Source organism: Hydrogenophaga sp. GW823-FHT04C09 (assembly GCF_058796355.1).
The window spans coordinates 1,025,860-1,038,908 of sequence record NZ_JBXAIO010000001.1 but is presented as its reverse complement, the minus strand read 5'-3'; the positions used below and the strand labels follow the sequence as shown (position 1 = coordinate 1,038,908).

The following is a 13,049-nucleotide window of genomic DNA, read 5'->3' as shown; positions in this document are numbered from 1 at the left end:
ACGAAAGGGGTCAGGAAATGAGGCCGGCCTGCTTCAGCGCGCCTTCGACCACGGGCGCCAGGGAGCGCGTCATGGGGGTCATCGGCAGGCGCATGGCCTCGTTGCACAGGCCCATGCGGGCCATGGCCCACTTGAGCGGGATCGGGTTGGCTTCCACGAACAGGTTCTTGTGCACCGGCATGAGCTGGAGCTGGATCGCCATGGCGCGCTTGACGTCGCCCGCGATCGCGGCCACGCACAGCTCGTGCATCAGGCGCGGGGCGATGTTGGCGGTGACGCTGATGTTGCCCTGGCCGCCACACAGCATGAGGGCCACGGCGGTCGGGTCGTCGCCCGAGTAGATCGAGAAACCTTTGGGCACGTCGCGGATCAGCCACTGCGCGCGCTCGATGTTGCCGGTGGCTTCCTTGATGCCGACGATGCCGGGCACCTGCGCCAGGCGCAGCACGGTGTCGTGCGCCATGTCGGCCACGGTGCGGCCGGGCACGTTGTAGAGCACGGTGGGCAGGTCGCCCACGGCTTCGGCAATCGCCTTGAAATGCTGGTACTGGCCCTCTTGCGTGGGCTTGTTGTAGTAGGGCACGACCTGCAGCTGGCAGTCGGCGCCCACGCTCTGGGCGAAGCGCGCGAGCTCGATGGCCTCGGCGGTGGAGTTGGCGCCGCAGCCGGCCATGATGGGCACGCGCTTGGCGCCGTGCGTCTTGGCCTGCTCGACCGAGACGCGGATGATCTCGCAGTGTTCCTCGACGTTGACCGTGGGCGATTCGCCCGTGGTGCCGACCACGCCGATGCAGTCCGTGCCCTCGGTGATGTGCCAGTCGATCAGTTTGCGCAGCGTGGGGTAATCGACGCTGCCGTCTTCATGCATGGGCGTGACCAGGGCCACGATGCTGCCGGTGATGGGGTTCATAGGCTAAAGGCTCAAATGGAGGCGTCCACCCTGCATCGCCCCGGTGGGGCGGGCAGCGCGCGCGAATCTTGCATTCTACCCAGTGGCATCCAGCGGATACCTGGGGGGCGGCACGGGGGTCCCGGGCCGTTTTCGCACCGCCGCCAGGCGCTGGACGAAGCGTTCGGGGCGGTCGCAGAAACCATCTTCATAGGCCACCACGTGCAGACCCTGGCCGGCCTGCAAAAGTTCGCCCGGTTGCAGCAGAAAGTCGGGCCGCGAGGGCTTGCCCACGCTCTCGTTGCCGGCCGCGAAGGTCTCGTACAGCAGCACGCCGCCTTCGGCCACGCTGTCCACGATGCGGGGCAGCAGGGCGCGCCAGAGGTAGTTGGTGACGACCACCGCGTCGAAACGCTCGCCGTCGAACGGCCAGGGCCCGTTCTCGATGTCGGCCAGCACGGCGCGGCCCAGGGGCTGCACGGCGGCGATGGCTTCGGGCGAACGGTCCACGCCGGTGACGGGGTGGCCCCGTTGGGCAAACCAGCGCAGGTGGCGACCCTGGCCGCAGGCCACGTCGAGCACCGAACCGCCGGTGGGCACCAGGTGCGACCAGCGCCGCACCCACGCCGAAGGCGCCTCGGTGCCATGCATCAGAAGCAGCTCCAGATCTGGTCGGCCAGGTTCACCAGGAACTCGGGCCGGTGGTAGAGCGCGAACGTCGCCAGCAGGGCCGCGCCAGCCGCGGCCCAGGCCAGGGCGCGCACGGCCACAGGCTTCACGCCGCGGCTCCCACGCGCTGCGGGGCGCGCGCGATCGGGCCTTCGCGCACCGGCAGGTTCACCAGCCCGGCGAACACGCCCAGCGCGATCGCGAGGTACCAGACGATGTCGTAGCTGCCGGTCCTGTCGTACAGCACGCCGCCCAGCCACACGCCCAGGAAGCTGCCGATCTGGTGGCTGAAGAAGATGAAGCCGCCCAGCATGGACATGTGGGCCACGCCGAAGATCTGCGCCACCACCGCGTTGGTGGGTGGAATGGTGGAGAGCCAGAGCAGGCCCATGACGGCGGAGAACACGTAGACGCTCATGGGCGAGAGCGGCGCGATCAGGAACACGGCGATCACCGCGGCGCGCGCGAAGTAGATGAAGGCCAGGATGTGGCGCTTGGCCAGGCGCTGGCCCAGCGCGCCAGCGGCGTAGGTGCCGATCACGTTGAACAGGCCGATCAGCGCCAGCGCGTAGCTCGCCACCTGGGGCGACAGGCCGTGGTCCTTGAGGTAGCTGGGCATGTGCACGCCGATGAACACCACCTGGAAACCGCAGACGAAATAGCCGGCCATCAGCAGCTGGAAGCTGCGGTAGCGGAAGGCCTCGCGCAAGGCCTGGCCAATGGTCTGTTCGCGGTGCACCGGCGCGCCGCCCGCGAAGCCCGGTTCGCGCAGGCCCAGGGCCAGCGGCATCACCAGCAGCACGGCGCCCGCGAGGAACAGCAGGGCCTGTTGCCAGCCGAAGCTGCTGATCAGCCAGCCTTCCACCGGCACCATCAGGAACTGGCCGAACGACCCGGCCGCGGCGGCCACGCCCATGGCCCAGGAGCGCTTCTCGGCCGGAATCTGCCGGCCGATCACGCCGTAGATCACCGCGTACGTGGTGCCGGCCTGGGCCGCGCCGATCAGCACGCCGGTGGTGAGCGCGAAACCCAGAGACGAGGTGCTCAGCGCCATCCCGGCCAGACCCAGGGCATAGGCCACCGCACCGCCGATCAGCACGCGGAAGGCGCCGAAACGGTCGGCCGCCATGCCGGCGAAGATGCCGAAGATCCCCCAGGACAGGTTCTGGATCGCCAGGGCGAACGAGAACGTCTCGCGGGACCAGCCCTGCGCCTGGGTGATGGGCTGCAGCCACAGGCCGAAGCCGTGGCGGATGCCCATGGACAGGGTGACGATCAGGGCGCCGCAGGCCAGCACCTGCAGGGCAGAGAGGCGGGGCGGGGTCGGGAGGGTGGGGGTCGAGGGCATCCGGGAACTGTAGCGAAGATGGATGGGCCTTGCCTGTCACGGGCATGCCGCGAAGGCTTGATATTTTCCCGCGCCACTGATGAATCGCGCGCATCGCTGGTCGGCCTGAAGCCGAAAGTCTGTATTTGCATACAGTCTTCGGGGCATACAATCCGCCCCCATGGCGACCCAAACACCCAACGAATACTCCGAAGGCTCGATCCGCGTCCTCAAGGGGCTGGAACCGGTCAAGCAGCGGCCGGGCATGTACACCCGCACCGACAACCCGCTGCACATCATCCAGGAAGTGCTGGACAACGCGGCCGACGAGGCCCTGGCCGGGCACGGCAAGAAGATCAAGGTCACGCTGCATGCCGATCATTCGGTCAGCGTGGAAGACGACGGCCGGGGCATCCCGTTCGGCCTGCACCCCGAGGAAAAGGCCCCGGTGGTCGAACTCGTGTTCACCCGTTTGCACGCGGGCGGCAAGTTCGACAAGGGCAAGGGCGGCGCCTACAGCTTCTCCGGCGGCCTGCACGGCGTGGGCGTGAGCGTGACCAACGCGCTCTCCACCCGGCTGGAAGTGACCAGTTTCCGCGAGGGCCAGGTGGCCAAACTGGCGTTCTCCGCTGGCGACGTGATCGAACCGCTGGTGATCTCGCCCAAGGGCGCAGACGACCGCAAGCAGGGCACCACGGTGCGCGCCTGGCCCGACGCCAAGTACTTCGAAGCCGCCACCCTGCCCATGGCCGAACTCACCCACCTGCTGCGCAGCAAGGCGGTGCTGATGCCGGGCGTGAGCGTGACGCTGGTGAACGAAAAGACCAAGGACACCCAGACCTGGCTCTACAAGGGCGGCCTGCGCGACTACCTGCAGCAGACGCTCACCGGCGAGCCGGTCATTCCCCTGTTCGAGGGCGAAGGCTTCGCCGACAGCGGGCACGACAGCTTCGCCGAAGGCGAGGGCGCGGCCTGGTGCGTGGCCTTCACCGAAGACGGCCAGCCGGTGCGCGAGAGCTACGTCAACCTGATCCCCACCAGCGCGGGCGGCACGCACGAAAGCGGCCTGCGCGACGGCCTGTTCCAGGCGGTCAAGGGCTTCATCGAACTGCACGCGCTGCTGCCCAAGGGCGTGAAGCTGCTGCCCGAAGACGTGTTCGCGCGTGCCAGCTACGTGCTCTCGGCCAAGGTGCTCGACCCGCAGTTCCAGGGCCAGATCAAGGAGCGCCTGAACTCGCGCGACGCCGTGCGCCTGGTCGGCAGCTTCGTGCGCCCCGCGCTCGAGCTCTGGCTCAACCAGCACGTGGACTACGGCAAGAAGCTCGCAGAGCTCGCCATCAAGGCCGCGCAGTCGCGGCAGAAGGCCGGCCAGAAAGTCGAAAAACGCAAGGGCTCCGGCGTGGCCGTGCTGCCCGGCAAGCTCACCGACTGCGAGAGCAAGGACCTCGCGCACAACGAGGTGTTCCTGGTCGAGGGCGACTCGGCCGGCGGCAGCGCCAAGATGGGCCGCGACAAGGAAAGCCAGGCCGTGCTGCCGCTGCGCGGCAAGGTGCTCAACACCTGGGAAGTCGAGCGCGACCGCCTGTTCGCCAACACCGAAATCCACGACATCGCGGTCGCCATCGGCGTGGACCCGCACGGCCCGAACGACACGCCCGACCTCAGCGGCCTGCGCTACGGCAAGGTCTGCATCCTGTCCGACGCCGACGTCGACGGCTCGCACATCCAGGTGCTGCTGCTCACGCTGTTCTTCCGCCACTTCCCCAAACTCATCGAGGCCGGCCACGTGTACGTGGCGCGCCCGCCGCTGTTCCGCGTGGACATCCCCGCGCGCGGCAAGAAGCCGGCGGCCAAGCAGTACGCGCTGGACGAAGGCGAGCTGCACGCCATCCTCGACAAGACCGCCAAGGACGGCGTGCCGCCCGAGAAATGCCAGATCAGCCGTTTCAAAGGCCTGGGCGAAATGAGCGCCGAGCAGCTGTGGGACACCACCCTCAACCCCGATACGCGCCGCCTCATGCCGGTCGTGCTCGGCGCGATCGACTTCGCCGGCACCGAAGCCCTCATCACCAAACTCATGGGCAAGGGCGAAGCCGCCTCGCGCCGCGAGCTGATGGAGTTGCATGGCGACTCGGTCGAAATCGATATCTAGTTGAACTCCCCCCGCGCCGCTTCGCGTCACCCCTCAGGGGCGACACTGGCAGACCGGCAGAGCCGGATCTGCGGTGTCCTTGACCGAATCGCCGCCTTGAACGAAGAACTGATTTGCCATGACTGAAACTCCTGAACTGCCGCTGTCCGCGCCGGACGACGACGGCATGAACCTCGCGAACTACGCGCAGCGCGCCTACCTCGAATACGCGCTTTCGGTCGTGAAAGGCCGCGCCCTGCCCGACGTGTGCGACGGCCAGAAGCCGGTGCAGCGCCGCATTCTCTACAGCATGGACCGCATGGGGCTGGGCTTCAGCGGGCCCAACCGCAACACGGCCGCGCGCCCGGTGAAAAGCGCGCGCGTGGTCGGCGACGTGCTGGGCCGCTTCCACCCGCATGGCGACCAGGCCGCCTACGACGCGCTGGTGCGCATGGCACAGGACTTCGCGCAGCGCTATCCGCTGATCGACGGCCAGGGCAACTTCGGCTCGCGCGACGGCGACGGTGCCGCGGCCATGCGTTACACAGAAGCGCGCCTGGCGAAGATCACCACCCTGCTGCTCGACGAGATCGACGAGGGCACGGTGGACTTCGTGCCCAACTACGACGGCTCCACCGTCGAGCCCAAGCAGTTGCCCGCGCGCCTGCCGTTCAACCTGCTCAACGGCGCCAGCGGCATCGCCGTGGGCCTGGCCACCGAGATCCCCAGCCACAACCTGCGCGAGGTGGCCGACGCCTGCGTGGCGCTGGTGAAGAATCCCAAGCTGGCCGACGACGAGCTGTTCGCGCTGCTGCCCGGGCCCGACTACCCCGGTGGCGGCCAGATCATCAGCCCGGCCGGCGACATCGCCGATGCCTACCGCACCGGCCGCGGCAGCCTCAAGGTGCGCGCGCGCTGGAAGATCGAAGACCTCGCGCGCGGCCAGTGGCAGCTCGTGGTGACCGAGCTGCCGCCGGGCGTGAGCACGCAGCGCGTGCTCGAAGAGATCGAGGAACTCACCAACCCCAAGGTGAAGGCTGGCAAGAAGGCGCTGACGCAGGAACAGACGCAGCTCAAGGCCAGCATCCTCATGGTGCTCGACGGCGTGCGCGACGAGTCGAGCAAGGACGCGCCCGTGCGCCTGCTGTTCGAGCCCAAGAGCAGCCGCATCGAACAGCAGGAACTCATCACCGCGCTGCTGGCCCACACCAGCCTGGAAACCTCGGCGCCGATCAACCTCACCATGGTGGGGCTCGACGGCCGGCCGACGCAGAAGTCGCTGCGGCAGATGCTCACCGAGTGGATCGAATTCCGCCAGGGCACCATCACCCGCCGCTCGCAGCACCGCCTCACCAAGGTGCTGGACCGCATCCACATCCTCGAAGGCCGGCAGCTGGTGCTGCTCAACATCGACGAGGTGATCCGCATCATCCGCCACAGCGACGAGCCCAAGGCCGCGCTGATCGAGCGCTTCAAGCTCAGCGACCGCCAGGCCGAGGACATCCTGGAAATCCGGCTGCGCCAGCTGGCGCGGCTCGAAGCCATCAAGATCGAGCAGGAGCTCAAGGAACTGCGCGAAGAGCAGGGCAAGCTCGAAGACATTCTGGGCAACCCCGGCAGCCTCAAGCGCCTGATGGTGAAAGAGATCGAGGCCGACGCCAAGACCTTCGCCGACGAGCGCCGCACGCTGATCCAGGCCGAGAAGAAGGCCGTGGCCGAGATCAAGGTGGTGGACGAGCCGGTGACGGTGGTGATCTCCAGCAAGGGCTGGGTGCGCGCGCGCACCGGCCACGGCCACGAGGCCGGCAGCTTCGCGTTCAAAGCCGGCGACGGCCTGTACGGCACCTTCGAGTGCCGCACGGTGGACACGCTCATCACCTTCGGCAGCAACGGGCGCGTGTACTCGGTGCCCGTGGCCAGCCTGCCGGGCGCGCGCGGCGACGGCCAGCCCATCACCACGCTGATCGAACTCGAAAGCGGCACGCAGCCGCTGCACTACTTCGCCGGCCCGGCCAATGCGGCGCTGCTGCTCAGCAGCAGCGGCGGCTACGGCTTCCTGGCCACGGTGGAGAACATGGTGTCGCGCCAGCGCGGCGGCAAGACCTTCCTCAACCTCGGCGAAGGCGAAACGCCGTGCGCGCCGTCGCACGCGGCCTTCACCTCCGGCGGCGTGCCGCTGGTGCCGGCCACGCACGTGTGCTGCGCCTCCACCGGCGGGCGCATCCTCACCTTCGAGATCGGCGAACTCAAGCTGATGGAGAAGGGCGGCCGTGGCCTGATGCTGATCGACCTCGAAGCCAAGGACACCCTGGCCGGCGCCGCCGCCTACACCCGCAGCGTGAAGATCGAAGGCATCGGGCGCGGCGGCAAGGAGCGCGAGGAAACGCTGGAGATCCGCAGCCTCAACAACGCGCGCGCCGCGCGGGCCCGCAAGGGCAAGGCGGCCGATCTCGGCTTCAAGCCCAGCCGCATCACGCGGGTGGAGTAAGGCGGCCATGGCGCGCTCGCCCACCCTGGCCGAGCTGCGCCGCTATGCGATCGCGCGCAGCCTGTTCAAACCCGTGACGCTGCCGGCCGCGATCCGCCGGCTCGGTTTCGTGCAGGCCGATCCCATGCGCGCGCCGGCGCGCGCGCAGGACCTCATCCTCTACCAGCGGGTGCGCGACTACCGCGCCGGCGACCTGGAGCGCCGCTACGAGCGGCTGGGTGTGGAGGAGGACGCGTTCGTCAACTACGGCTTCGTGCCGCGCGAGATGCTGGCGCTGCTGCACCCGCGCACGCCGCGCCGGCCCTGGGACGCGGCCACCACGGACCGCGCGCGCGAGCTGCTGGCCTTCGTGCAGGAGCGTGGCGTGGTCCACCCGCGCGAGGTGGGCGAGGCCTTCGTGCACCATGGCCGCGTGGCCGGCTACTGGGGTGGTGAACTCAATGCCAGCACCCGGCTGCTCGACGACATGCACCACCACGGCTGGTTGCGCGTGCGCCGCCGCGAATCGGGCACGCGGGTGTACGAGGCGATGCGGCACACCGAGCAGGACGACAGCCCGGCGGCGCGTCTGGCGCGAGCCCAGGCCTTGGTCGATGTCATCGTGGCGCTGTACGCACCCATTCCGGCACCCAGCCTCGGCTACCTGGTCACCCTGCTGCGCTACGGCGCCAATCACTTGTCGGTCGAGGCACGCGCCGTGGTGAAGACCGCGCGCGAACGCTATGGCCATGCCGTGATCGACGGCACCACCTGGTTCTGGCCGGCCGATGAAAACCCCGCTTCGCGCCGCCACCAGCCCGATGAAGGGGTGCGGCTGCTTGCGCCGTTCGACCCTGTGGTGTGGGACCGGCGGCGGTTCGAGATGCTGTGGGACTGGGCATACCGCTTCGAAGCCTATGTGCCAGCGCCCAAGCGCACCATGGGCCACTACGCCCTGCCGGTGCTGTGGGGCGAACGCATGGTGGGCTGGGCCAACCTGCGCCTGGAGCGCGGGCAGCTTCGGCACGAACTGGGGTTTGCCGAGGCGCGCCCCCGAGATGCCGTTTTCCGGCGCGCGCTGGACGAGGAACTGGAACGGTTCGAGCGCTTCCTGGCGCCCGCCGGATCCGAATGAAATGACGCAGGTGAGCTGACGATGGACAACAGCGAATGGACGGGAATCGTGATCGCCGCGGTGATGGCGGCGCTGGCCTTTGGCGTCGCGCGCTTCGCCACGCGGTATTTTGCGAGGCGCCGTGCCGGCCAGGCCAAGGCGGTCCCGCAAACCGCCCAGAGCCGCCAGGTGCGGCGCGCCAACGAACGCAAGAAGAAGTAACCGGGCTGGAGTGGGGGAGCCCGTCCAGAGACACCCAGGGTCCGGCTCTGCCGGCCCAAGGTGTCGCCCCCCTTCAAGGGGGGAGCGCCGAAGGCGCGCGGGGGGTTACTTCAACTCTGCGATCAGCTCGATTTCCACGCAGGCGCCCAGGGGCAGCTGCGCCACGCCGAAGGCGCTGCGCGCGTGCGCGCCGGCCGCCGAGCCGAACACCTCGCCGATCAGCTCGCTGCAGCCGTTGGTGACCAGGTGCTGCTCGGTGTAGGTGGCGGTGGAGTTGACCAGGCTGAGCACCTTCACGATGCGCTTGACGCCATTGAGGTCCGTGCCAGCGGCCTGGCAGGCGGCGGCGAGCGTGCCCATCAGATCGATGGCCACGGCGCGCGCCGCGGGCTTGGCTTCGTCGGTGGTCATGGTCAGGCCGAGTTGGCCGACCCAGGGCTTGCCGTCCTGCTTCGCGATGTGGCCGCTCAGGAAGATCAGCTTGCCGGTCTGCACGAAGGGCACATAGGCCGCGGCGGGCACCGCCACGGGCGGCAGGGTGATGCCGAGTTGGGTCAGCTTGTCGTAAATGCTCATGGAAGGCTCCTGAAGAATGAGCGGTCCATTCTATCGACGGGTTCAGGCGTCTTCGGCTGTCTGGAGCTGTTCCAGTTCGTCTGGCGGGGCCACCGTCACGGCCACCGCCAGCGTGTGGCGCGCGCCGCTCTGGATCACGCCGCGCATGGGCGAGACGTCCGCGAAATCGCGCCCGATCGCCAGGGTCACGTAGTCCTCACCCGGGCTGCCCCAGCCGCAGCGGTTGTTGGTGGGATCGAAGTCGAACCACGCGCCGGTGGGGGCGGCGTCGGGGTCATCGGCCGAGGCGGGCAGGGGCACGTACACCGAGACCCAGGCGTGCGAGGCATCGGCGCCGATCAGGCGCGGCTTGCCCGGCGGCGGGCGCGTGAGCAGATAACCGCTGACGTAGCGCGCGGGCAGGCCGAGCGAGCGCAGGCAGCCCAGCATGATGTGGGCGAAGTCCTGGCACACGCCCTTGCCTTGCGCCAGGGCGTCGAGCGCGGGGGTGTTCACCTCGGTGCTGTGGGTCTCGTAGCTCAGCTCGTTGTGGATGCGCTCCATCAGCGCGCGCGCCGCTTCCAGGGCCGGCAGGCCGGGCTTGAAGGCCGGGCGGGCGAAGGCGGCAAAGGCGTCGTCGCGCGGCACGTAGGGCGAGGCGAAGAGGAACTCGCTGGCCGCGTCGAACGGTGCCTGGGCGCGGTAGCGGAAATGCTCGCGCACGCGCTCCCAGTTCATGCCGCGCCAGGGCGGGCCTTCGGGCAGGGGCTCGGGCGCTTGTGTCTCGACCAGGCTGTCGGCCTCCACGGTCAACATGCTGTGGATGGATTGCAGCGAGAAGAAGGTGCGCGGGTTGCCGAACACGTCGGTGGTCTCGCTGCGCGCGGCCGGCTCGGGGTCGATGCGCAGCTCGTGCGAGCGCACGCGCTGCGAGGCCGTGTCCACCGGCCGCAGGTGCACCATGTGCTGCGCCATGTCGATGGCGCCGTGGTAGCGGTAGCGGGTGCGGTGCAGGATGCGCAGCAGCATGTCAGGCCCCGAGCGATTGGTTGCGCTGGTCCGCGTGGCTGAAGTGCAGGCGCGTGATCTCGTCGGAGAGGTCGATCGCTGCGATCTCGCAGCCGTCGAGCAAGGCGGCCAGGTCGCTCCAGACGCGCTGGCCGTCCGGGCTGCGCTGCCAGTTGCTCAGGTCGGGCAGCACCCAGGTGTTGGGGTCGGGCAGGCCGCGCGCGAGCACCGCGTCCTGCGGCGTGGCGCTGTGCGAGAGCTTGGCCAGGCGCGAGCGCAGCGTGTGCACCACCCAGGCCAGCGAGCGCGGGTTGTCGCGGTCCATCACCAGCAGGTCGATGAGCGCCACCATGTCGCGCCGCTGCTGGTATTGCGCGTGGAAGGTGATGGTGCTGTCGAACAGCGCGACCACGGCCTCGAAGCCGGCCTGGTCGTGCACGCAGCCGTGTTCGAGCGCGAGCGACAGCGCGCGCGCCAGCGTGATGAGCCGTTCGATGTGGCGGCCCATGGAGAGCAGGCGCCAGCCGTCGTCGCGCACCATGCGGTCGGTCTGCGAACCGGTGATGGCCGCGAGCAGCTCGCTGGCGTTCTGCAGCGCCGCGATGGCTTCGGCGGTGGCGTACTCGGCGTCGGTGGACAGGGCGGCGCAGTCGCGCGCGAAACTGGCCTCGGTGCGCTCGATCAGGTTCCAGTGTTCCTGCGACAGGCGCTCGCGCACCTGCGCGGCCGCCGCCTTGAGCGCGCGCAGGTTGAAGCCCACGCTGAAGGACTGCGCGGCCAGCGCATCGCCGGGCGCGGGCGAGAGCGCGGCGATGAGGCTGCGCGAGAACACGCGCGCCGAGAGCGAGGCGGTCGGCACATCGGGCAGCACCAGGGCGTTCTCGCGCGCCATGCTGGTCAGCCAGGCCATCAGCGCGCGCGAGTTCGGTTCTTCACCGCCCAGGTGGCTGAGCACGATCTGCGCGAGCCGCACGCTGTTTTCGGCGCGCTCGGTGTAGCGGCCGAGCCAGAACAGGTTTTCCGCGGCGCGGCTGGTCACGGGCCGTTTCTGCTGCGCCAGCGTGAGCGTGCTCGGCGCGGATTGCAGCAGGCTGGTGTGGTCCACCGGGCCGTCGGTGAGCACCCAGCAGTCGGCGCTGCTGCCGCCGCGCTGCATGGCGGCGATGAGCTGGCCGCGCGGTGCCAGGCGCACCATGCCGCCGGGCAGCACGCGCCAGGACTTCGGGCCGTCGGCCAGCGCGAACACGCGCAGCATGGCCGAGCGGGGCATCAGCCGCTCGCCGCTCCAGGTCGGCGTCTGCGACAGCGGCAGCCAGGACTGCACGGTGTAGTCGTCGGCGTGGCGGGCCATGCGGCCCGACCACTCGTCGAGCTCGCGCGCGCTCAGGCTCTGGCCCATCACGGTGTCCAGCCCGGAACGCGGGTAGGTGGGCTTGATCACGCTGTCGCGCAGCAGCGGCAGCACCTCGCGCAGCGCGGCGTCTTCGCCGCACCACCAGGTGGCCAGCGAAGGCAGGCTCAGTTCCTCGCCCAGCAGGTGGCGGCTGATGGCGGGCAGGAAGCCCAGCAGCGCGCTCGATTCCAGCGGGGCCGAGCCCGGCGCGTTGGCCAGCAGCAGGTTGCCCGCGCGCAGCACCTGCAGCAGGCCGGGCACGCCCAGGCGCGAATCGGAGCGCAGTTCCAGCGGGTCCAGCCACTCGTCGTCCAGCCGCTTGATGAGCGCGTGCACCGGCTCCAGGCCGCTGAGCGTCTTGAGGAACAGGCGCTGGTCGCGCACCGTGAGGTCGTTGCCTTCCACCAGCGTGAGGCCGAGGTAGCGCGCGAGGTAGGCGTGTTCGAAGTAGGTCTCGTTGTAGGGGCCGGGCGTGAGCAGGGCGATGCGCGCGTTCTCGCCCTCGGGTGCCATGCGCTTGATGCCGTCCATGAGGGCGCGGTAGCTCGCGGCCAGGCGCTGCACCTTCATGCCGGCGAAGGCTTTGGGGAACTGGCGCCCGATGGCGATGCGGTTCTCCAGCAGGTAGCCGAGGCCGGAGGGCGCCTGGGTGCGCTGGCCGACCACCCACCAGCGGCCGTCGGGCCCCTGCGCGAGGTCGAAGCCCACGATGTGCAGCCAGGTGTCGCCCGGCGGGCGCACGCCCTGCATGGAGCGCAGGTAGCCCGGGTGGCCTTGCACCAGCGCGGCCGGCAGCAGCGCGCGCTTGAGCAGTTCGCGCTCGCCGTACAGGTCGGCCATCATGGCGTTGAGCAATCGCGTGCGCTGCAACACGCCGGCCTCGATCTGCGCCCAGTCCTGCGGACCGATGAGCTTGGGGAAGAGGTCGAGCGACCAGGGGCGTTCGAGCCCGGTGGAGGCGTCGGCGTAGACGTTGTAGGTCACGCCGTTGTCGCGGATCTGGCGCTCGAGGTTCTCGGCGCGGCGGTTGAGGTCGCTGAAGCCGTCGGCGCCGATGTGTTCGAAGAAGCTGGCCCAGGGGCGCGACAGCGCCGAGGCCTCGGGGTCGCCGCCGGCGCGCAGCTCGTCGCGGTGGCCCGCGTCCGCCGGCACGGACAGGGAGAGCGCCCAGGCCCCCGGGGTGTCCGGGCGCAACTGGGCAAAGAGGGATTCGGTGGGGTCGGGATTCACGGGCTTAGAGTATGCCCGCTGGGGTATCGGCGGGCCGGGGGGAC

General features: G+C 69.5%; 11 protein-coding genes. 4 read left to right on the top strand and 7 right to left on the bottom strand.

Annotated features, from left to right (window positions below; translation table 11 throughout):
- Positions 1 to 10: 10 nt before the first annotated feature.
- From dapA to AC1Q9M_RS04845, 4 genes are all read right to left on the bottom strand, one after another.
- Positions 11 to 910 carry a 4-hydroxy-tetrahydrodipicolinate synthase gene (gene dapA / locus AC1Q9M_RS04860; RefSeq protein ID WP_382159570.1) on the bottom strand — a complete coding sequence of 300 codons (900 nt, stop codon included), beginning with the start codon at positions 908 to 910 and terminating at the stop codon, positions 11 to 13.
- A 75-nt stretch (positions 911 to 985) separates the two neighbouring features.
- Positions 986 to 1,540 (bottom strand): class I SAM-dependent methyltransferase, encoded by a 555-nt coding sequence (locus AC1Q9M_RS04855; protein WP_492432656.1) that lies wholly within the window; start codon positions 1,538 to 1,540, stop codon positions 986 to 988.
- Positions 1,540 to 1,668 carry a hypothetical protein gene (locus AC1Q9M_RS04850; RefSeq protein ID WP_382159564.1) on the bottom strand — a complete coding sequence of 43 codons (129 nt, stop codon included), beginning with the start codon at positions 1,666 to 1,668 and terminating at the stop codon, positions 1,540 to 1,542. The genes AC1Q9M_RS04855 and AC1Q9M_RS04850 overlap by 1 nt, the downstream gene beginning before the upstream one ends.
- Positions 1,665 to 2,906, bottom strand: a complete 1,242-nt coding sequence (locus AC1Q9M_RS04845; RefSeq protein WP_382159561.1) for an MFS transporter — start codon at positions 2,904 to 2,906, stop codon at positions 1,665 to 1,667. The genes AC1Q9M_RS04850 and AC1Q9M_RS04845 overlap by 4 nt, the downstream gene beginning before the upstream one ends.
- Positions 2,907 to 3,066: 160 nt before the next feature.
- Between AC1Q9M_RS04845 and AC1Q9M_RS04840 the strand changes: the two genes are divergently transcribed.
- The 4 genes from AC1Q9M_RS04840 to AC1Q9M_RS04825 all read left to right on the top strand — a co-directional run bounded on the left by AC1Q9M_RS04840 (position 3,067) and on the right by AC1Q9M_RS04825 (position 8,819).
- Complete coding sequence (locus AC1Q9M_RS04840) at positions 3,067 to 5,037, top strand: DNA topoisomerase IV subunit B (protein ID WP_382323752.1); 1,971 nt, start codon at positions 3,067 to 3,069, stop codon at positions 5,035 to 5,037.
- Positions 5,038 to 5,155: 118 nt separating this feature from the next.
- Positions 5,156 to 7,504: a DNA topoisomerase IV subunit A gene (gene parC, locus AC1Q9M_RS04835; RefSeq protein WP_444688176.1), complete on the top strand. Its 2,349-nt coding sequence runs from the start codon at positions 5,156 to 5,158 to the stop codon at positions 7,502 to 7,504.
- 7 nt (positions 7,505 to 7,511) lie between these two features.
- Entirely contained in the window at positions 7,512 to 8,618 is a 1,107-nt protein-coding gene (locus AC1Q9M_RS04830) for a DNA glycosylase AlkZ-like family protein (protein ID WP_444688175.1), read from the top strand.
- Between the two features lie 21 nt (positions 8,619 to 8,639).
- Positions 8,640 to 8,819, top strand: coding sequence for a hypothetical protein (locus tag AC1Q9M_RS04825; RefSeq protein ID WP_382323755.1), 180 nt, complete (start codon positions 8,640 to 8,642; stop codon positions 8,817 to 8,819).
- Between the two features lie 105 nt (positions 8,820 to 8,924).
- On the opposite strand, the gene AC1Q9M_RS04820 is transcribed toward AC1Q9M_RS04825, so the two are convergent.
- From AC1Q9M_RS04820 to AC1Q9M_RS04810, 3 genes are read right to left on the bottom strand one after another with little or no spacing between them, the layout of a single operon-like run.
- Positions 8,925 to 9,395 (bottom strand): RidA family protein, encoded by a 471-nt coding sequence (locus AC1Q9M_RS04820; RefSeq protein WP_382323756.1) that lies wholly within the window; start codon positions 9,393 to 9,395, stop codon positions 8,925 to 8,927.
- Positions 9,396 to 9,437: 42 nt separating this feature from the next.
- Complete coding sequence (locus tag AC1Q9M_RS04815; protein ID WP_382323757.1) at positions 9,438 to 10,403, bottom strand: transglutaminase family protein; 966 nt, start codon at positions 10,401 to 10,403, stop codon at positions 9,438 to 9,440.
- Between the two features lies 1 nt (position 10,404).
- Positions 10,405 to 13,005, bottom strand: a complete 2,601-nt coding sequence (locus AC1Q9M_RS04810) for a circularly permuted type 2 ATP-grasp protein (RefSeq protein WP_382159541.1) — start codon at positions 13,003 to 13,005, stop codon at positions 10,405 to 10,407.
- Positions 13,006 to 13,049 lie beyond the last annotated feature (44 nt).

Bases quoted from the DNA above. Each gene is read 5' to 3' on its own strand.
- AC1Q9M_RS04840 (WP_382323752.1), top strand. From the start codon at position 3,067: ATGGCGACCCAAACACCCAACGAATACTCCGAAGGCTCGATCCGCGTC.
- AC1Q9M_RS04845 (WP_382159561.1), bottom strand. From the start codon at position 2,906: ATGCCCTCGACCCCCACCCTCCCGACCCCGCCCCGCCTCTCTGCCCTG.
- AC1Q9M_RS04855 (WP_492432656.1), bottom strand. From the start codon at position 1,540: ATGCATGGCACCGAGGCGCCTTCGGCGTGGGTGCGGCGCTGGTCGCAC.
- AC1Q9M_RS04830 (WP_444688175.1), top strand. From the start codon at position 7,512: ATGGCGCGCTCGCCCACCCTGGCCGAGCTGCGCCGCTATGCGATCGCG.
- AC1Q9M_RS04820 (WP_382323756.1), bottom strand. From the start codon at position 9,395: ATGAGCATTTACGACAAGCTGACCCAACTCGGCATCACCCTGCCGCCC.
- dapA (WP_382159570.1), bottom strand. From the start codon at position 910: ATGAACCCCATCACCGGCAGCATCGTGGCCCTGGTCACGCCCATGCAT.
- parC (WP_444688176.1), top strand. From the start codon at position 5,156: ATGACTGAAACTCCTGAACTGCCGCTGTCCGCGCCGGACGACGACGGC.
- AC1Q9M_RS04825 (WP_382323755.1), top strand. From the start codon at position 8,640: ATGGACAACAGCGAATGGACGGGAATCGTGATCGCCGCGGTGATGGCG.
- AC1Q9M_RS04815 (WP_382323757.1), bottom strand. From the start codon at position 10,403: ATGCTGCTGCGCATCCTGCACCGCACCCGCTACCGCTACCACGGCGCC.